This is a genomic window from Massilia niastensis DSM 21313, assembly GCF_000382345.1.
In the GTDB taxonomy this organism is placed as follows: domain Bacteria; phylum Pseudomonadota; class Gammaproteobacteria; order Burkholderiales; family Burkholderiaceae_D; genus Telluria; species Telluria niastensis.
In genome coordinates this window covers 46,876-65,080 of sequence record NZ_KB908085.1, presented here as the reverse complement: position 1 = coordinate 65,080, position 18,205 = coordinate 46,876, and the positions used below count along the sequence as shown (strand labels likewise).

Genomic DNA, 18,205 nt, shown 5'->3' with positions numbered 1-18,205 from the left:
CCCGGCATTGCGGGGATTGACGGCGCAGCAAGGCTTGGCGTGCTGCGCCGTTGTTTTTTTGCGAATTGACATGATTTTCATAGTAATTGATAATCATTCTCATTTCCATTCGCATTACAAGAAGAACGCCATGCCTACTCCCGTGATTCCGAAGCGCAGCCTGCTGGGTCTGCTCATCCTCTCCACCCTCGCCCCGGCCTACGCAGCCGGCCAGACCGCAGGCGACACGGCCCAGGTATTCGTCACCGCCACCGGCTACCGCACCACCGGCACCAAGTCGGACCTCAAGCCGATCGAAGCGCCGATGAGCTACGAGATCTACGACAACGAGCTGCTCGGCGCGCGCCAGGCCGACAGCGTCAACGAGGCGCTGCGCTACGTGCCGGGCGTGACCCCGGAGAGCCGCCCCACCGTGACGATCTTCGACCAGTACACGATCCGCGGCTTCGAGAGCTACCGCAACTACTACGACGGCCTGCCGCTGCAGTACGACGGCTTGTGGAACCTGGTGCCGCAGGTGGACGCCTTCGCCACCGAAAGCGTCGAGATCCTGAAAGGCCCGGTCTCGGTGCTGTACGGTTCGGCGCCGCCGGGCGGCATGGTCAACCAGACCGCCAAGCAGCCGCGCTCGAAACCCGAGCACCTGGTGCGCGCGCGCATCGGCACCAATGCCCTGCGCGAACTGGCGCTGGACAGCACCGGTGCGCTGGCGCCGGACGTCGACTACCGCCTGGTCGCGCTGGCGCGCGAGCGCGACGGCCAGCAGGTGACGACGAAGGAAGAGCGCCGCCTGGTCGCGCCCTCGGTCACCTGGCGCATCAGCCCGTCGACCCGCCTGAACGTCAACCTGTACTACCAGGACGATCCGGCCCTGATCCCGTCCACGCCGCTGCCGGCGCTGGGCACGCTGCGCGACGCGCCGTATGGCCGCCTGGACTCCGACACCTTCGCCGGCGACGCCGGCTGGTCGGGCATGGAGCGCGAGGCGACGCTGGCGGGCTGGAAGTTCGAGCACGCGTTCAACGACACGGTGAGCTTCCTGCAGAACTTCCGCTACACGGAGGCCAGCGGCCTGCAGCGCAACACCTACAACACCGGCCTGCTGGACGACGGGCGCACCCTGACCCGCTCGGCCTATTTCACCGACGAGGACATGCACGGCTTCGTGGTCGACAACCAGCTGGCCTTCCGCTTCCGCACCGGCGCCTTCACCCACCACATGCTGGCCGGCGTCGACTACCAGAAGCTGCGCACCGGCGTGCGCTATGGCGACACGCTCGGCACCGGTACGCCGTCGATCGACCTGGGCAATCCGAACCACCGCCTGTTCGACGTCGCCGCCCTGCCCTTCGGCTTCTACACCGAGCGCCACGCGATCCGCCAGTCGCAGCTCGGCTTCTACCTGCAGGACGAAGTAAAGATCGGCGCGCTGACCCTGCTGGGCGGCGTGCGCCGCGACCGCTACCGCAGCGAGGACGTGAACGATTCCAGCTACGACGGCTTCCCGTCGTCGAGCACCACTTCGATCGCGCAGCGCCGCACCAGCGGCCGCGCCGCCGCGATCTACCAGCTCGGCAACGGCTTCGCGCCCTACCTGAACTACTCGACCTCGTTCGAGCCGACCTCGGGCGTCGATTCGCTGACCGGCCAGGCCTTCAAGCCGACCACCGCCAGGCAGGTCGAGGGCGGCCTGAAGTACCGCTCGCAGGACGGCGGCACCCAGCTGACGGCGGCGGTATTCGACATCAGGAAGCAGAACGTGGTGGTCAACACGCCGGACTTCATGCAGTACACCCAGAACGGCGAAGTGCGCTCCAGGGGCGTGGAAGTATCGTGGAACCAGGCCGTCACCGACCGCCTCGACTTCACCCTGGGCCTGACCCATCTCGACATGGAAGTGACGGAGAATGCATCCGATCCTTCGCTGGTCGGCAAGACCCCGGTCTGGGTCGCGGACAGGCAGGCTTCGCTGTGGCTGAACTACCAGCCGCTCGCAGCGCTCGACCTCAGCGCCGGCGTGCGCTACGTCGGCGAAAGCCAGATGGACGCGGCCAACAGCGGCACCGTGCCTTCCTACACCGTGTTCGACGCGGCGGCCATGTTCCGCCTGAACAAGACCTGGCGCGTGGGGCTCACCGCCAGCAACCTCGGCGACAAGCGCTACGTCGGCGCCTGCCACAGCGCCCAGAACTGCTGGATGGGCGCCGAGCGCAGCGTCGAGCTGACCCTGCATGCGTCGTTCTAAGCCCCAGGAAACAGGAATGAGCTTTCGCGCCTGGTATGCCGTGCACAAATGGACCAGCCTGGTCTGCACGCTGTTCCTGCTGATGCTCTGCATCACGGGTCTGCCGCTGATCTTTTCGCACGAGATCAACCACGCACTCGGCTACAGCGCCGACCCGCCGCAGCTGGAGGTCGGCCAAAGCGGTCACGCCGGCCGCGCCAGCATCGACGCCATCGTCGCCGACGCCCAGGCGCGCCGGCCGCAGGACGTGCCGCAATTCCTGGTGGCCGAGGCCGACGAGCCGGAGCTGATCTACGTGCGCATGGCCGACCGGGTCGATTCGCCGGGGCTGACGGCCTTCTACACCTACGACACGCGCACCGGCGAATTCCTCAGCGAATTCCCGCTCGGCAAAGGCTTCATGGACGTGATGCTGCGCCTGCATGTGGACATGTATGCGGGACTGGGCGGGACGCTGTTCCTCGGCTTCATGGGACTGCTGCTGGCGGCCTCGATCGTCTCGGGCATCCATGTGTACGGGCCGTTCATGAAGAAGCTGCGCTTCGGCAGCATCCGGCGCGACCGCGCCGCGCGGGTGAAGTGGCTCGACCAGCACAACCTGCTGGACATGGTGACCCTGGTGTGGCTGCTGGTGGTGGGCGTGACCGGGACCATCAATGCGCTGAACCAGCCGATCTTCGCGGCATGGCAGGCGAGCGAACTGAAGGCGCTGGCGGAGCCCTTCCGCCGGCAGCCGCCGGTGCAGGGGGCGGTGTCGGCCGAAGCCGCGGTGGCGGCCGCACAGCGCGCCCAGCCGGGCAAGTCGCTGAGCTTCATGGCCTATCCGGGCAACGACTTCGCCACGCCCCAGCATTTCATGGCCTTCATGCAGGGCAATACGCCGCTGACCTCGAAGCTGCTGTCGATCGTGATGATCGATGCCCGCACCGGCCAGGTGGTGACCAGCGGGGAGATGCCGTGGTATGTGTCGACCCTGATGCTGTCGCAGCCCCTGCATTTCGGGGATTACGGCGGGATGGCGCTCAAGATCCTGTGGGTGGGGCTGGACCTGCTGAGCATCTGGGTGCTGTGGAGCGGACTGGTGCTGTGGTGGAAGCGCAGGACGGTGACGGCGGAGCAGAAGCTGGCGGCCCTGCAGGAGCGGCAAACAAACCGATCCACGCAGCCGGTAGCGGCCATGCCGAAGTAGCCGGCGCCCGCACTCCCTTCCCTCATTCAATGGCATTGCCGCCATCGGCGGCGATGCATCCCTGCCTTCGCGGCCTGCCGGTGCACCTGCGTTGCCTTTGTGCGAACAGGCCGGCACGCACTCGACACCCACATTTGCGCGCCCTCCCAAACCCGCTAACATGCCGGACAACGGCCGTTTCGCGGTGGTCGCCACAAGATGCATCCCCTCCCGCCAACACTGTTGCTGATGATACGAACACGTGGAGAACGAACATGTTTAGCTATATTCTGATTGCAATCGCAGCAGCGTCCGGATCACCTGCGCAAATCACGACCCACGAGTTCAGGAACCTGGAGGCGTGCGAGGCGGCGCGCGAGTTCCTGATGAAGAATGCGCCGCAGGAGCAGAAGGGATTGGTGTGGCACGAACAATACGTGAACGCACGCTGCGTGCTGTCGCAGGCAAAACAATAGGGTCGGCAACAACAAAAAGGGCCGCACTTGCATGCGGCCCTTCGTATTCTGGCTCCCCGACCTGGACTCGAACCAGGGACCTGCGGATTAACAGTCCGTCGCTCTACCGACTGAGCTATCAGGGAAAGGAGGCCGCATTATACCCGCTCTTCCCGATTTCGCAAACGCCGGGATAACAATAAGAACTGTTTACCCGCGCAAGACCGACTTCGTCCGCGCCACCAGGCGGGCGAGCGCCTCCAGCACCAGCTCCGGTTCCGACATCTGCGGGAAATGCGTGCTGCGTTCGGCAAGGATCCGCTCCCCCAGCGGCGACAGCGCCGCCAGGCCCAGCTGGTTGCGCTCGCGCTCGCGCACCGCGGCGTCCGGCATCAGCCAGCGCGGCAGGCGCCTGGCGCCCGAGATGACCGTCACTGGCACCTGCGGAAACGCCGGCGCCTCCAGGATATCCTTCACCGTCTCGGCTTCGTTGCGGATCTCGTCGTTGGGATGGCGCGGCGACATGCGGTCGAGCAGCCCCACCACCGCCCGCTGCAGTCCCGACTGGTAACGCTTCATCGCCGCCACATCCTCCGGCGCCGTGGCCTCGAGGAACAGCACCCCGCTCACCTCGTCCGCGAACTCGCGCGCGAACAGGTTGGCGTGCAGGCCGCCGAAGGAATGGCCGACCAGGACGAAGGGCGGCCGCACCTGCGCCGCCTGCAGCAGCTGGCGCAGCTGCGCCACCACGACCTCGCCATACTGCGGCTCGCGCGGCTTGCCGCTGCCGCCGACGCCGGGGCGGTCGTAGCTGAACACGGTGCCCAGCTTCTCGATCCCGGGATACAGCTTGTGCCAGGATTCGAGCGGACCGCCCGCCCCGCTCAGCAGGACAATGGCGGGACTGCCCTGCCCCGACTTCGAGAAGCGGAAGGTCTGGCCGTCGATGACAGTGCCGTGGCTGGGAGGCAGATGCTTCACACGCTTATCCTCTTGTGCAATGGGAGACCCTGGAAACAAAAAAGGCCGCATCCTTGGATGCGGCCTTTCGAAAATCTGGCTCCCCGACCTGGACTCGAACCAGGGACCTGCGGATTAACAGTCCGTCGCTCTACCGACTGAGCTATCAGGGAATAGGTAAGCATTATATGGCTGATGAAACACGTCTGTCAAACTACCCTGTTTCACCAGAACACACTTGCTACTCTCTGGAAAGAACTACATCAGTTCCAGAGAGCCAAGATTTTAGAGAACTTTGGCGATTGCGTCAACGACGCGATCGATATTCTTCGAGTTCAGCGCGGCGACGCAGATGCGGCCGGTGTCCACTGCGTAGATCGATTCGTCGCGCAGCTTGCCGACCTGCTCCTTGGTCAGGCCCGAGTACGAGAACATGCCGACCTGCTTGCGCACGAATTCGAAGTCCTGGCCCGGGGCCTTTTCCTTGAGCTTCTCGACCATGGCGCCGCGCATTTCGCGGATGCGCACGCGCATGCCGGCCAGTTCTTCTTCCCACAGCTGGCGCAGTTCCGGATTCGCCAGCACGGTGGCGACCACCTTGCCTGCGTGGGTCGGCGGGCTGGAGTAGTTGGTGCGCACCACGCGCTTGAGCTGCGACAGCACGCGGGCAGCCTCGTCGGCGCTGGTGGCGACGATCGACAGCGCGCCGACGCGCTCGCCGTACAGCGAGAACGACTTCGAGAACGAGTTCGACACCAGCAGCGGCGTGCCGGTCTCGGCGAAGCGGCGCACCACGGCGCCATCTTCGGCGATGCCTGCGGCAAAGCCCTGGTAGGCCATGTCGAGGAAGGGCACCAGGCCGCCTTCGAGCACGGCGGCGATCACCTGGCCCCACTGGTCCTGGCTCAGGTCGGCGCCGGTCGGGTTGTGGCAGCAGGCGTGCAGCACGACGATCGCGCCGCGCGGCATGGCCTTCAGTGCGGCCAGCATGCCCTCGAAGTTCACGCCGCGGGTTGCCGGGTCGTAATAGGTGTAGTTGTTGACCTTGAAGCCGGCGCTTTCGAACAGCGCACGGTGGTTTTCCCAGCTCGGATCGCTGATGTAGATCTCGGTACCTTCCGGCGAGAAACGCTTGAGGAAGTCGGCGCCGATCTTGAGTGCGCCGGTGCCGCCCAGGGCTTGCACGGTCACCGCACGCTTCTCTTGAATTACGGCGCTGTCGGCCCCAAATACCAACTCTTGCACGGCTTTGTCGTACGCCGCCAGTCCGTCGATCGGAAGGTAGGTGCGCGGCGTCAGCTGTTCCATCAGTTTCGCTTCCGCTTTCTGCACGCAGGCGAGCAGTGGCACCTTGCCATTGTCGTCATAGTAAACGCCAACACCGAGGTTGATCTTGTTGGGGTTGGTGTCGGCGTTGAAGGCTTCGGTGATACCGAGAATCGGGTCGCGCGGAGCCATTTCAATGGCGCCGAAAAGGCTGGCAGAGGCAGTGGAAGTCATCGTGATAAACTAAGTTTGTCGGCTGGGTTCGCAGCGGTTGTATAGACAGCGGCCCTTATGCTGCAAGGCCGCAAGCGGATCCTCATTCTAGCAAAGGTCTGAAAGTATGGCTGATCTATCCATCGCAAATTCTCCCGAACCAACCGTCATCACCTTCCCGGACTCCCCCTTCAAGCTGCACCAGCCCTTCGCGCCGGCCGGCGACCAGCCGACCGCGATCGCGGGCTTGATCGAGGGCATCGACGATGGCCTGATGTACCAGACCCTGCTCGGCGTGACGGGTTCGGGCAAGACCTACACGATGGCCAACGTGATCGCGCGCGCGGGCCGCCCGGCCATCGTGTTCGCACCGAACAAGACGCTCGCGGCCCAGCTGTATTCGGAGTTCCGCGAGTTCTTCCCGCAGAATGCGGTCGAGTACTTCGTCAGCTACTACGACTATTACCAGCCGGAAGCCTATGTGCCGCAGCGCGACCTGTTCATCGAAAAGGACTCGTCGATCAACGAGCACATCGAACAGATGCGCCTGTCGTGCACCAAGTCGCTGATGGAGCGCCGCGACGTGGTCATCGTCGCCACGGTGTCGGCCATCTACGGTATCGGTAATCCGGACGAATACCACAAGATGGTGTTGACCCTGCGCCACAAGGACAAGGTGGCGCAGCGCGACATCATCGCGCGCCTGATCCAGATGCAGTACACGCGCAACGAGATGGACTTCTCGCGCGGGTCGTTCCGCGTGCGCGGCGACACCATCGACATCTTCCCGGCGGAGCACGCCGAGCTGGCGATCCGGGTCGAGACCTTCGACGACGAGATCGAATCGCTGCAGCTGTTCGACCCGCTGACCGGCCGCGTGCGCCAGAAGATCCCGCGCTTCACCGTCTACCCGGGCTCGCACTACGTGACCGGGCGCGGCACCGTGCTGAAGGCGGTCGAGTCGATCAAGGCCGAACTGCGCGACCGCCTCGACTACTTCCGCAAGGAAAACAAGCTGATCGAGGAACAGCGCCTCGAGCAGCGCACCCGCTTCGACCTCGAGATGCTGGCCGAGATCGGCTTCACCAAGGGCATCGAGAACTACTCGCGCCACCTGTCCGGCTCGATGCCGGGAGAACCGCCGCCGACCCTGATCGACTATCTGCCGAAGGACGCGCTGATGTTCATGGACGAGTCGCACGTGATGATCGGCCAGCTCAACGCGATGTACAACGGCGACCGTTCGCGCAAGGTGAACCTGGTCGACTACGGCTTCCGCCTGCCGTCGGCGCTGGACAACCGGCCGCTCAAGTTCTCGGAATTCGAGAGCAAGATGCGGCAGACGATCTTCGTGTCGGCGACGCCGGCCGAGTACGAGAAGGAGCATGCCGACAACGTGGTCGAGCAGGTGGTGCGTCCGACCGGCCTGGTCGACCCGCGCATCATCGTGCGCCCCGCCCTGTCGCAGGTCGACGACCTGATGAGCGAGGTCAACGACCGCATCGCCAAGGACGAGCGCGTGCTGGTGACCACGCTGACCAAGCGCATGGCCGAGCAGCTCACCGAATACCTGGGCGACCACGGCATCAAGGTGCGCTACCTGCACAGCGACATCGAGACCGTGGAACGGGTCGAGATCCTGCGCGACCTGCGCCTGGGCACCTTCGACGTGCTGGTCGGGATCAACCTGCTGCGCGAGGGCCTGGACCTGCCGGAGGTGTCGCTGGTGGCGGTGCTGGACGCGGACAAGGAAGGCTTCCTGCGTTCCGAGCGCTCGCTGATCCAGACCATCGGGCGCGCGGCGCGTAACCTGAACGGCGTGGCGATCCTGTACGCCGACCACGTGACCGACTCGATGCGGCGCGCGATCGACGAGACCGAACGCCGCCGCGCCAAGCAGATCGCGTTCAACGAGGCGAACGGCATCGTGCCGAAGGGCGTGCAGAAGAAGATCAAGGAAATGATCGACGGCGTCTACAGCCCGAACGCGGCGCGCGAGATGCTCGAGGAAGCGAAGGAGACCGCGAAGGTCGAGGCGATGAGCGAGAAGCAGATCGGCAAGGAGATCAAGCGCCTCGAGAAACTCATGGTGGACCACGCCAAGAACCTCGAGTTCGAGAAGGCGGCGCAGGTGCGGGACCAGCTGCATGTCCTCAAGCAGCAGGCGTTCGGGGCGCCGGGTGCGGACAACGTGGTGTCGATGCTGGGCAAGTAAATCCTGGGGCCATGCCGGAGCCGGCGCGCACCCGGCTCCGCGCCAGGCCCGCGCACGGATTCCGGACCCGCAGCCCGGCCGGTTCAGGCCTGGTGCGCGCGCACCCCGGCCAGCAGGGCCAGCAGCCTGGACAGGTCGGCGGGCTTGACCATGTGATGGTCGAAGCCCGCATCGTGGGCGCGCTGCTGGTCCTCGACCTGGCCGTAGCCGGTCAGCGCCACCAGGATCGCGCCCCGCATCTCCGGCATCGCGCGCAGCTTGCGCGCCAGTTCGTGGCCGTCGATGTCCGGCAGTCCGATGTCGAGCAGCGCCACTTCGGGCCGTTCGCCGCGCGCACGCACCAGCCCTCCCTTGCCGTCGTATTCGACGCTGACGGCATGCCCATGCATCTCCAGCAGGGTCGCCAGCATCTGCGCGGCGTCGGCGTTGTCGTCGACGATCAGCACGCGGGCGGCCCGTCCGGCCGCCGGCAGGTCGGCCGCGGGGGAGATCCCGGGCCCGGGCTGCTCCGCCAGGCGCGGCAGGCGCACGACGAACTCGCTGCCCTTGCCCAGCCCCTCGCTATGCGCCTCGACCCGGCCGCCGTGCAGCGCCGCCAGGCTCTTGACCAGCGCCAGGCCGATGCCGAGGCCGCCCTGCGAACGGTCGGGCGTGCGCTCGGCCTGCGTGAACAGGTCGAAGATGTAGGGCAGGACCTGGGGATCGATCCCCTGGCCGTTGTCGCGTACCGCGATCAGGACCTCGCCGCCGTCGGGCAAGGCGCGCAGCGCGATCCTGCCGCCCGGCGCCGTGTACTTGGCGGCGTTGTTCAGGATGTTCGACAGCACCTGGATCAGGCGCGTGCGGTCCCCTTCGACATGCAGCGGCTCCGAGGAAATCTCGGCGCTCAAGGCGTGGCGGCGCGCGTCGAGCAGGGGGCGCACCTGCTCGATCGCCTCGGCCGCCAGTTCATGCACGTCCAGTTTCTCGTTCTCGATCGTGACCAGGCCGCGGGTCACGCGCGACACGTCCATCAGGTCGTTCACGAGGGAGGTCATGTGCTCGGCCTGGCGCGCGATGATGTCGCTGGCGCGCTTGACCGCGGCCGGATCGAGGGTGCCGCGCTGGAGCAGCTGCGCCGCGGTGGTGATCGGCGCCAGCGGATTGCGCAGCTCGTGGGCGAGCATGGCGAGGAACTGGTCCTTGTGGTGGTTCGCGGCGCGCAGCTCGTCCTCGACCCGCTTGCGCACCGTGACATCGCTACCCTCGACGAAGATGCCCTCCACTTCCCCCTTGGGGCCGCGGATCGGCTGGTAGACGAAGTCGATGAAGCGCTCTTCCAGTGGCGCGTCGGGATCGCGCTGCACCCGCAGCGGCTCGGCATGGCCGACGAAGGGCTCGCCGGTCCGGTACACCTGGTCGAGCAGCTCGAAGAAGCCCTGCCCCGCCACTTCGGGCAGCGCTTCGCGCGCCGGCTTGCCGACCAGCTGGCGGTGGCCGATCAGCTGCAGGTAGGAGCGGTTGGTCAGCTCGAACACGTGGTTCGGCCCGCGCAGCACGGCGATGATGCCCGGCGCCTGCTCGAACAGGGTCACCAGGCGCTGGTTTTCCTCCTCGCGGTAGCGTTCGGCCAGCACCTCGCCCGTCATTTCGACGCAGGCGCAGAACATGCCGGCGACCGTGCCGCCCTCGTCGCGCACCGGCGAGTACGAAAAGCGGAACCAGGTCTGCTCGTCATAGCCGTGCCGGTTCATCAGCAGCGGCAGGCGGTCCATGTAGCTTGCCTCGCCCTTCAGCGCGCGCACGATCAGCGGGTGCACGTCGTCCCAGATCTCGGCCCAGATGTCGTGGAAGCGCATGCCCAGCGAGGCCGGGTGCTTGCCGCCCAGCACCGATACGTAGGAATCGTTGTACAGGAATCCCAGCTCCGGGCCCCAGGCCACGAACATGGGAAACTTTGAATTGAGCATCAGCCCGACCACGGTGCGCAGCGCCTGCGGCCAGGTGCGCGGATGCCCGAGCGGCGAGGCCGACCAGTCGTGCGAGCGCATCATGGCGCCCATCGTCCCGCCCCCGCTGAGGAAGGGCAGCCACTCGGAAGGTATGGCGTGTTCCTGCTTCATTCTTGTCATGGTCCAGGTGGATGACGCGCGACCCGCGTCGGGGAAAGTGTGCCAGATTTGGCCTTTCCCGCCCGCACGACTGGATTACAGCGTCTTGACGAACTCACGGATACCGCCGAGCAGCATTTCGACCGACATCGCGGTCAGGATCAGGCCCATCAGGCGCTCGAAAGCGGTCATCACCTGCGGACCCAGCTTCTGCTGCAGGCGCTCGGCGCTCAGGAACACGGCCAGCCACACCACGCCCACCGCCGCCAGCGCGGCCACGTGGACCATGGTCTCGGTGAAGCTGTCGGCGCTGAACAGCAGCACGGTGGCCAGCGCCGAGGGCCCGGCCAGCGCCGGAATCGCCAGCGGGACGATGAAGGGTTCGCCGTGCTCGTTGCGGCCGAGGACGCCGTCCGGATGGGGGAAGATCATGCGGATTGCAATGATGAGCAGGATCACGGCGCCGCCGATGCGCAGCGCGATCGGGCTCAGGTGCAGCGCGGCCAGGAAGTGCTGGCCGAAGAACATGAACACCAGCAGCAGCAGGAAGGCGATCGCGCATTCGCGCACCACGATGCGCGGACGGCGCTGCAGCGGCGTGTCCTTCAGCGCCGCGACGAACAGGGGGACGTTGCCGAAGGGGTCAGTGACGAGCAACAGCAGGATGAAGGTCTGGAAAAAACTTTGGGTCATGGATTCTTTTTGTTGACGCCCGACATGGAAAGTGTCGCAATATTAACAGAATGGCCATCCGGGCCCGGCATGTCGGGGGTCCGAACGAAAAAGGCAGGGAAAGGCTCGCGCCCTTCCCTGCCTTCGATCTTTCAGCCTTCAGCGAAAGTCGATTACTTCTCGAACTTCTTCATCCATGCCGCCAGCTGGTGCGGACGCAGGCCGTCGTAGTCCTCGAACGGCTGGTGGATCCACGGGTTGTGCGGCAGGTCGTCCAGGTGGTAATCCGGACGGAAGGACGAGGTACCCTTGACCCAGATGACGGCCGACTTGACTTCGGTGACGCCGCTGAAGTTCTCGGTCAGGTGGGTGATCACCTTCTGCAGGGTAACGCCCGAGTCGGCCAGGTCGTCGACCAGCAGCACGCGGCCCGACAGCGGACCCTTGGTCATCGTCATGTACTTGGCGATGTCCAGGTCGCCCTGCTTGGTGCCGGCTTCCTCGCGGTAGGAGCTGGTCGACAGGATCGCCAGCGGCACGTCGAAGATGCGCGAGAAGACGTCGCCGGGACGCACGCCGCCGCGCGCCAGGCACAGCACCATATCGAACTTCCAGCCCGATTCGTACACCTTGAGCGCCAGGCGCTCGATCAGGCGGTGGTATTCATCCCACGAAACCCAGAGGTCATTGTCGGTCGATGCAGGGGTGGTCATGATTCAGGTACTCCGGTTTCTTCTGTCTTGAATAGTTTTACTTTATGCCGCGAACGGGTGGCGCAGCACGATCGTTTCTTCGCGGTCCGGGCCGGTCGACACCATGTCGACCGGGACACCGACCAGCTCTTCGATGCGCTTGATGTAGGCGCGCGCGTTCGCAGGCAGGTCGTCCATCGACTTGGCGCCGACGGTGCTGTCGGTCCAGCCCGGCATTTCCTCGTACACCGGCTCGCACAGGGCGGCTTCCTCGGCGCCGACCGGGAAGATGTCGACCGTACGGCCGTCGATCTTGTAGCCGGTGCACAGCTTGAGCGACTCGAGGCCGTCCAGCACGTCGAGCTTGGTCAGGCACATGCCCGACACGCCGTTGATCTGGACCGAGCGGCGCAGCAGCGCGGCGTCGAACCAGCCGCAGCGGCGCGCACGGCCGGTCACGGTGCCGAACTCGTGGCCCACGCGCGACAGGTGCTCGCCCACGCCGGCGTCGGTCGGCAGCTCGGCCGGGAACGGACCCGAACCCACGCGGGTCGTGTAGGCCTTGGTGATGCCGAGGATGTAGTGCAGCATGTTCGGGCCCACGCCGGCGCCGGCGGCGGCATTGCCGGCCACGCAGTTCGACGAGGTGACGAACGGATAGGTTCCGTGGTCGACGTCCAGCAGCGAACCCTGGGCGCCTTCGAACAGCAGCTTGCCACCGGCCTTGTGCGCGGCGTACAGGGCCGACGAGACGTCGCCGACCATCGGGCGCAGGCGCGGCACCAGGGCCATCGCGTCGTCGAAGGTCTTCTGGAAGTCGATCGCGGTGCCGCCCAGGTAGTTGGTCAGCACGAAGTTGTGGTACTCGAGGTTTTCCTTCAGCTTTTCGGCGAAGCGGGTCTCGTTGAGCATGTCGGCGATACGGATCGCGCGGCGCGCCACCTTGTCTTCGTAGGCCGGGCCGATGCCCTTGCCGGTGGTGCCGATCTTGTTGACGCCGCGCTTGGCTTCGCGGGCGACGTCGATGGCGACGTGGTAAGGCAGGATCGCCGGGCAGGCTTCCGAGATCTTCAGGCGCGACACGACTTCGATGCCGGCAGCCTGGAGCTTGTCGATTTCGCGCATGACGTCAGGGACCGAGACGACGACGCCGTTGCCGATGTAGCAGGCCACGCCTTCGCGCATGATACCCGAAGGGATCAGCTGCAGCGCGGTCTTCTGGCCCTTGATCACCAGGGTATGGCCGGCGTTATGGCCGCCCTGGAAACGCACCACGCCGGCGGCGTGGTCGGTGAGCCAATCGACGATCTTACCTTTGCCTTCATCGCCCCATTGGGTGCCGATGACAACGACGTTCTTTGCCACGTTAGTATTTGACATCACTTAACCTAAGTTTTTGAGAATCCAATTTCCGTTTTCGAGGACGAGCACTCGGTCGCACTCGAACTCGTCCTGAACATTGTCGTGACCCGGCATGCTCTGGATCACGACTTCGCCTGCCTTGCGCAGGTCAGCGATTTTTTCGCGCAGCTCGGGGGCATTGCCCCAGGGTGCGCGGATGGAGTGTTTGCGCTCGGCGGTCGGCAGCAGCCGCGCCAGTTCGCGCAGGTCGAGCGAGAAGCCGGTCGCCGGACGCGCGCGCCCGAAGGCTTCGCCCACATGGTCGTAGCGGCCGCCGCGCGCCACCGCGTTCGGCAGGCCCGGCACGTAGAGCGCGAACATGGCGCCGCTCTCGTACTGGTAGCCGCGCAGGTCGGCCAGGTCGATCGCGACGTCGGCGCGGCCCAGGGCCGAGCCGGCCAGCGCGGCCAGTTCCGCCAGCGCGCGGGTGATGCCCGGCAGCTGCGGCAGCGCTTCGCGCGCCTTCGCCAGCACGTCGATGTCGCCGTACAGCTGGGGCAGCGCCAGCAGCGCCTTGCGGGTCTGCGGGGCGTAGTTCTGCGAGATCTCGTTCAGCCCGGCGGCATCCTTCAGGCGCAGCAGGCTGTACAGCTGGGTCTCGTCGCGGCGGGCGGCGTCATCTTCGGCCAGCAGCGCGCGCAGCACGCCCACGTGGGACAGGTCGAGACGCACCTCGGTGAAGCCAGCCAGGGCCAGCGAGCCCAGCGCCAGTTCCTGGATCTCGGCGTCGGCTTCGAGGCCGGCGTGGCCGTAGATCTCGGCGCCGATCTGGAGCGGCTCGCGGGTGGCGTGCAGGCCCGACGGACGGGTATGCAGCACGCTGCCGGCGTAGCACAGGCGGGTGACGGTATCGCGGTTCAGCAGGTGGGCGTCGATGCGGGCGACCTGGGTGGTCATGTCGGCGCGCAGGCCGAGCAGGCGACCGGAGAGCTGGTCGACCACCTTGAAGGTCTTCAGCTCGGTATCCTGGCCGGCGCCGGCCAGCAGCGACTCGACGTATTCCAGCAGCGGCGGCATGACCAGCTCGTAGCCGTACAGCCGGAAGTTATCGAGCATCAGGCGGCGCAGTTCCTCGATCTTGCGTGCTTCGGACGGCAAGACGTCGGCAATATTCTCAGGCAATAGCCAATTCGGCATAGGCGACAGCGTAGTGGGATTTTTTGTTAATGGCGGCAACAGACGTGCCGACGCGCGGCGCTAACGCCGAATCGGCAATTTTACCTCAAAATGGGGAGTCGCAGGCGGGGATGCAGGCGGAACGGGGCGGCAGGTTGGCAATTTGCCACTGTTTGCGCGGGTGTTTACGCGTGCTTATTGCCGGGAAAAGCGTCTTGTGGGGCCTGAGGCGTGCGGCAAGCCTGCGGCACGAAACAAGGGCCCCCGCCTGCGCGGGAGCCCTTGTCTGCATGAACTGGCAGCGTGGACGGCTTGCCGTCCCCCCTGCCTGCTACTTGCTGCCCGGCGCCTTGAAGTACTTCATGAACTCCGAGTTCGAATCGATCACCATCACGTCGCCATGCGACTTGAAGCTGGCGCGATACGCCTCGAGCGAGCGGTAGAACTTGGCGAACTCCGGGTTCTTGCCGAACGCGTCGGCATAGATCACCGATGCCTTCGCATCGCCGTCACCCTTGATCTTCTCGGCCTCGCGGAAGGCTTCGGCGATGATCACGGTGCGCTGGCGGTCGGCGTCGGCGCGGATCTGCTCGGACTCGGCGGCGCCGGTCGAACGCAGTTCGTTGGCCACGCGGACGCGCTCGGCGCGCATGCGTTCGTACACCGAGTTGTTGATCTGCTCGATGTAGTCCACGCGCTTCAGGCGCACGTCGACGATGCCGACGCCGATCTCCTTGGCTTCGGCCACGACCTTGTCGCGCACCGATTCCATCACGCGGCCACGCTCGCCGGAAATCACTTCGCGCACGGTGCGCTTGGTGATCTCGTCGTTCAGGGCCGCCTTGACGATCTGCGACATGCGGTCGCGCGCGCGGCCTTCGTCGCCGCTGAAGCTGATGAAGTACAGGCGCGGATCGACGATGCGCCACTTGACGAAGGCATCCACCAGGATGTTCTTCTTCTCGGCCGTGATGAAGCGGTCGGCGTCCGGCGTGTCGAGGGTCAGGATGCGCTTGTCCAGGTAGATCACGTTCTGGAACGGCGGCGGCAGCTTGAAGTGCAGGCCCGGCTCGGTGATCACGTCGCGCACCTGGCCCAGTGCGAACACGATGGCGAAGCGGCGCTGGTCGACCACGAAGACCGTGGACGACAGCAGCATCAGGGCGATGAAGCCCGCCACGAAAAGAGTTACGAGGCGGTTCATTAACGGCTCTCCCGGTCACGTGAGGAATCGCGGCTGCGCTCGTCGCGCTGGCGCACCGAATCCAGGGCTTGGGTTACATCGGCCGGCGGCGTCGATTGCGGCACCTGCACCGGACCGGACTTGCTGCCGACGGCGGCGTCGCCGGCGGCGACCTGGGCCATCAGCTTGTCGAGCGGCAGGTAGATCATGCTGTTGTTGGCGCGCGTATCGACCATGACCTTGCTGGTGCTGGTGAAGATCTGCTGCATCGTGTCGATGTAGATACGGTCGCGGGTGACGGCCGGCGCCTTGGCGTAGGCGGCCACCACCTGGTTGAAGCGCGAGGCGTTACCGGTCGCGTTCTCCACCACCATCGAGCGGTAGGCTTCGGCGTCCTGCTGCAGGCGGAAGGCCTGGCCGCGCGCCTGCGGGATCACCTGGTTGGCGTAGGCCTCGCCCTCGTTGCGGGCGCGGGCGCGGTCCTGGCCGGCGCGCACGGCGTCGTCGAAGGCGCTCTGCACCTGCTCCGGCGGCTGCACGCCCTGCATCGTCACGTTGGTGATCAGGGCGCCGAGCGCATAGCGGTCGACGATGCCCTGCATCATGGTGTGGACGTCGACCGCGACCTTCTCGCGGCCCTCGTACAGCACGAAGTCCATCTTGCTCCTGCCGACCACTTCGCGGATCGCGGTCTCGGCCACCTGGCGCACGGTCTCGTCCTGGTCGCGGTTGTTGAACAGCCATGCGACCGGATCCTTCAGCGTGTACTGCACCGCGAACTGGATGTCGATGATGTTCTCGTCATCGGTCAGCATCAGCGCTTCCTGCGGCTGCTTGTTGCGCACGTTGGCGCGGTAGCCGATCTCGGCGGTGCGGATCTGCGAGACGTTGACGGTCTCGTGCGACTGGAACGGATACGGCCAGCGCCAGTTGAAACCCGGAGTGGTCGTGTGGCTCAGCTTGCCGAACGTCGTGACGACGCCGGTCTGGCCTTCCTGCACGATGAAGGCGCCGCTCGCCAGCCAGATCAGGCCGACGATCACGGCGACCACGGTAGCGGTCACACTGGCGCCGCGCATGTCGCCGCGGCCGGGCGAGCCGCCGCTGTCGCCGCCATTGCCGCGGTTGCCGAACATGCGGTTCAGGCGGGCGTTGAAGTCACGCCAGAGCTGATCGAGGTCGGGCGGCCCCTCGCCCGGGCGGCGGCCCTCCTGGGCCTTGCGGTCGTCGTCTGGGTTGCGGCCCCAGCGGGGATCGTTCAGCGACAATTTGATGCCGAAACGTTTTAGTAAGGAAACAAGCATAGGCTAGTGTGGCCCGACATGGGTGGAAGTTGACATATTATCGGCAGGACCGCCCAGGGAACCGCCCACCGACGGGTCGTCCTCGGCGAAGCCCAAGGCTTCGTCCTGCACATTCGTATTCGTCAGACCTGGCGCAGCCGGCGTAGGCCCGGACAATGCCGCCTCGACGATGGCGTCGCGCAGCAGATCCAGGCCGGCGCCGCTGTGGGCGCTGATAAACACTCGGCTGATCTTATCATATTCATCACGCTCGATTCCCGGTTCCAGCCCGGCGGCATCGATCTTGTTCCAGACCAGGATCTGGGGGACATGATCGGCGCCGATCTCGCGCAGCACCTCGTTGACCTGCTCGACCTGCTCCATGCGGGTCGGCGAGGAACTGTCGACCACGTGCAGCAGCAGGTCGGCGTGGATGGTTTCCTCGAGGGTGGCGCGGAAGGCCGCGACCAGCTGGTGGGGCAGCTCGCGCACGAAACCGACGGTGTCGGAAATCACGATGCTGCCGACCTCCTCGCCCAGGTAGAGGCGGCGGCTGGTGGTGTCCAGGGTGGCGAACAGCTGGTTCGCGACATAGACGCCGGCCTTGGTCAGGGTGTTGAACAGGGTCGACTTGCCGGCATTGGTATAGCCGACCAGCGACACCGAGAACGTCTGGTTGCGTCCGCGCGCGCGGCGCTGGGTTTCGTGCTGCTTGCGCAGCTTGGTCAGGCGCGTGCGCAGCATCTTGACGCGCTCGCCGATCAGGCGGCGGTCGGTCTCGAGCTGGGTTTCGCCGGGACCGCGCAGGCCGATACCGCCCTTCTGGCGTTCAAGGTGGGTCCAGCCGCGGATCAGGCGCGTGGCCAGGTGCTGCAGCTGGGCCAGTTCGACCTGCAGCTTGCCCTCGTGGCTCTTGGCGCGCTGGGCGAAGATGTCGAGGATCAGGCTGGTGCGGTCGATCACGCGCTTCTCGAGACGGCGCTCGAGGTTGCGCTGCTGCGCCGGCGACAGCGCATGGTTGAAGATGACGATATCGAGGCCGTCGGCCTTGCAGGCCATGGCGATTTCGTCGGCCTTGCCGCTGCCGACGAAATGGGCGGGATCCGGACTGGCGCGCTTCGCCCTGATCGTGGTGATCGGTTCGGCGCCGGCGGAGCGCGCAAGCAGCGACAGCTCTTCCAGGCTGGCGTTGAAGTCGCCAGCACCAAAATCGATGCCGACCAGCGCTGCGCGCATGGTGGTGTTG

The 18,205-nt window shown here is 65.7% G+C and carries 14 protein-coding genes and 2 tRNA genes; 4 read left to right on the top strand and 12 right to left on the bottom strand.

All coding sequences use genetic code 11. The annotated features are described in order from the left end of the window. Positions 1 to 130 precede the first annotated feature (130 nt). The 3 genes from H162_RS0107900 to H162_RS0107890 all read left to right on the top strand — a co-directional run bounded on the left by H162_RS0107900 (position 131) and on the right by H162_RS0107890 (position 3,889). Positions 131 to 2,245 (top strand): TonB-dependent siderophore receptor, encoded by a 2,115-nt coding sequence (locus tag H162_RS0107900; protein ID WP_040786805.1) that lies wholly within the window; start codon positions 131 to 133, stop codon positions 2,243 to 2,245. A 16-nt stretch (positions 2,246 to 2,261) separates the two neighbouring features. After that, a complete protein-coding gene (locus H162_RS0107895) occupies positions 2,262 to 3,434 on the top strand; it encodes a PepSY-associated TM helix domain-containing protein (RefSeq protein ID WP_020652913.1) in 1,173 nt (390 codons plus the stop codon). 254 nt (positions 3,435 to 3,688) lie between these two features. Then, the gene (locus H162_RS0107890; protein ID WP_020652912.1) at positions 3,689 to 3,889 is read left to right on the top strand and encodes a hypothetical protein; all 201 of its coding nucleotides are present in this window, start codon (positions 3,689 to 3,691) and stop codon (positions 3,887 to 3,889) included. Positions 3,890 to 3,938: 49 nt separating this feature from the next. Here the strand turns inward: H162_RS0107890 and H162_RS0107885 are convergent. From H162_RS0107885 to H162_RS0107870, 4 genes are all read right to left on the bottom strand, one after another. Continuing rightward, a tRNA-Asn gene (locus H162_RS0107885) sits at positions 3,939 to 4,014 on the bottom strand. Between the two features lie 64 nt (positions 4,015 to 4,078). Then, positions 4,079 to 4,849 carry an alpha/beta fold hydrolase gene (locus H162_RS0107880; RefSeq protein WP_020652911.1) on the bottom strand — a complete coding sequence of 257 codons (771 nt, stop codon included), beginning with the start codon at positions 4,847 to 4,849 and terminating at the stop codon, positions 4,079 to 4,081. 76 nt (positions 4,850 to 4,925) lie between these two features. After that, a tRNA-Asn gene (locus H162_RS0107875) sits at positions 4,926 to 5,001 on the bottom strand. Between the two features lie 112 nt (positions 5,002 to 5,113). Beyond that, the gene (locus H162_RS0107870) at positions 5,114 to 6,328 is read right to left on the bottom strand and encodes an amino acid aminotransferase (protein ID WP_026354382.1); all 1,215 of its coding nucleotides are present in this window, start codon (positions 6,326 to 6,328) and stop codon (positions 5,114 to 5,116) included. A gap of 106 nt (positions 6,329 to 6,434) precedes the next feature. Between H162_RS0107870 and uvrB the strand changes: the two genes are divergently transcribed. Further along, the gene (gene uvrB, locus H162_RS0107865) at positions 6,435 to 8,522 is read left to right on the top strand and encodes an excinuclease ABC subunit UvrB (RefSeq protein ID WP_020652909.1); all 2,088 of its coding nucleotides are present in this window, start codon (positions 6,435 to 6,437) and stop codon (positions 8,520 to 8,522) included. Between the two features lie 83 nt (positions 8,523 to 8,605). Here uvrB and H162_RS0107860 read toward each other — a convergent pair whose 3' ends face one another. From H162_RS0107860 to hflX, 8 genes are all read right to left on the bottom strand, one after another. Next, a complete protein-coding gene (locus H162_RS0107860) occupies positions 8,606 to 10,624 on the bottom strand; it encodes a hybrid sensor histidine kinase/response regulator (RefSeq protein WP_051109896.1) in 2,019 nt (672 codons plus the stop codon). 84 nt (positions 10,625 to 10,708) lie between these two features. Beyond that, positions 10,709 to 11,305, bottom strand: coding sequence for a MarC family protein (locus H162_RS0107855; protein WP_020652908.1), 597 nt, complete (start codon positions 11,303 to 11,305; stop codon positions 10,709 to 10,711). A 152-nt stretch (positions 11,306 to 11,457) separates the two neighbouring features. Further along, positions 11,458 to 11,997: a phosphoribosyltransferase gene (locus H162_RS0107850; protein WP_020652907.1), complete on the bottom strand. Its 540-nt coding sequence runs from the start codon at positions 11,995 to 11,997 to the stop codon at positions 11,458 to 11,460. A 42-nt stretch (positions 11,998 to 12,039) separates the two neighbouring features. After that, positions 12,040 to 13,356 carry an adenylosuccinate synthase gene (locus H162_RS0107845; RefSeq protein ID WP_020652906.1) on the bottom strand — a complete coding sequence of 439 codons (1,317 nt, stop codon included), beginning with the start codon at positions 13,354 to 13,356 and terminating at the stop codon, positions 12,040 to 12,042. Positions 13,357 to 13,359: 3 nt separating this feature from the next. Continuing rightward, positions 13,360 to 14,514, bottom strand: coding sequence for an ATP phosphoribosyltransferase regulatory subunit (locus tag H162_RS0107840; RefSeq protein ID WP_026354379.1), 1,155 nt, complete (start codon positions 14,512 to 14,514; stop codon positions 13,360 to 13,362). A gap of 310 nt (positions 14,515 to 14,824) precedes the next feature. Further along, positions 14,825 to 15,697 (bottom strand): protease modulator HflC, encoded by an 873-nt coding sequence (hflC, locus tag H162_RS0107835; RefSeq protein ID WP_026354378.1) that lies wholly within the window; start codon positions 15,695 to 15,697, stop codon positions 14,825 to 14,827. Further along, complete coding sequence (gene hflK, locus H162_RS0107830) at positions 15,697 to 16,980, bottom strand: FtsH protease activity modulator HflK (protein ID WP_026354377.1); 1,284 nt, start codon at positions 16,978 to 16,980, stop codon at positions 15,697 to 15,699. The genes hflC and hflK overlap by 1 nt, the downstream gene beginning before the upstream one ends. Positions 16,981 to 16,983: 3 nt before the next feature. Beyond that, positions 16,984 to 18,195: a GTPase HflX gene (gene hflX / locus H162_RS0107825; protein WP_084676962.1), complete on the bottom strand. Its 1,212-nt coding sequence runs from the start codon at positions 18,193 to 18,195 to the stop codon at positions 16,984 to 16,986. Positions 18,196 to 18,205: the final 10 nt, after the last annotated feature.

What these genes read in the sequence shown, in the direction of transcription:
- H162_RS0107860 (WP_051109896.1), bottom strand. Translation starts at nt 10,624, where the DNA reads ATGAAGCAGGAACACGCCATACCTTCCGAGTGGCTGCCCTTCCTCAGC.
- H162_RS0107895 (WP_020652913.1), top strand. Translation starts at nt 2,262, where the DNA reads ATGAGCTTTCGCGCCTGGTATGCCGTGCACAAATGGACCAGCCTGGTC.
- H162_RS0107850 (WP_020652907.1), bottom strand. Translation starts at nt 11,997, where the DNA reads ATGACCACCCCTGCATCGACCGACAATGACCTCTGGGTTTCGTGGGAT.
- H162_RS0107890 (WP_020652912.1), top strand. Translation starts at nt 3,689, where the DNA reads ATGTTTAGCTATATTCTGATTGCAATCGCAGCAGCGTCCGGATCACCT.
- H162_RS0107870 (WP_026354382.1), bottom strand. Translation starts at nt 6,328, where the DNA reads ATGACTTCCACTGCCTCTGCCAGCCTTTTCGGCGCCATTGAAATGGCT.
- hflX (WP_084676962.1), bottom strand. Translation starts at nt 18,195, where the DNA reads ATGCGCGCAGCGCTGGTCGGCATCGATTTTGGTGCTGGCGACTTCAAC.
- hflC (WP_026354378.1), bottom strand. Translation starts at nt 15,697, where the DNA reads ATGAACCGCCTCGTAACTCTTTTCGTGGCGGGCTTCATCGCCCTGATG.
- uvrB (WP_020652909.1), top strand. Translation starts at nt 6,435, where the DNA reads ATGGCTGATCTATCCATCGCAAATTCTCCCGAACCAACCGTCATCACC.
- H162_RS0107900 (WP_040786805.1), top strand. Translation starts at nt 131, where the DNA reads ATGCCTACTCCCGTGATTCCGAAGCGCAGCCTGCTGGGTCTGCTCATC.
- hflK (WP_026354377.1), bottom strand. Translation starts at nt 16,980, where the DNA reads ATGCTTGTTTCCTTACTAAAACGTTTCGGCATCAAATTGTCGCTGAAC.
- H162_RS0107855 (WP_020652908.1), bottom strand. Translation starts at nt 11,305, where the DNA reads ATGACCCAAAGTTTTTTCCAGACCTTCATCCTGCTGTTGCTCGTCACT.
- H162_RS0107845 (WP_020652906.1), bottom strand. Translation starts at nt 13,356, where the DNA reads ATGTCAAATACTAACGTGGCAAAGAACGTCGTTGTCATCGGCACCCAA.
- H162_RS0107840 (WP_026354379.1), bottom strand. Translation starts at nt 14,514, where the DNA reads ATGCCGAATTGGCTATTGCCTGAGAATATTGCCGACGTCTTGCCGTCC.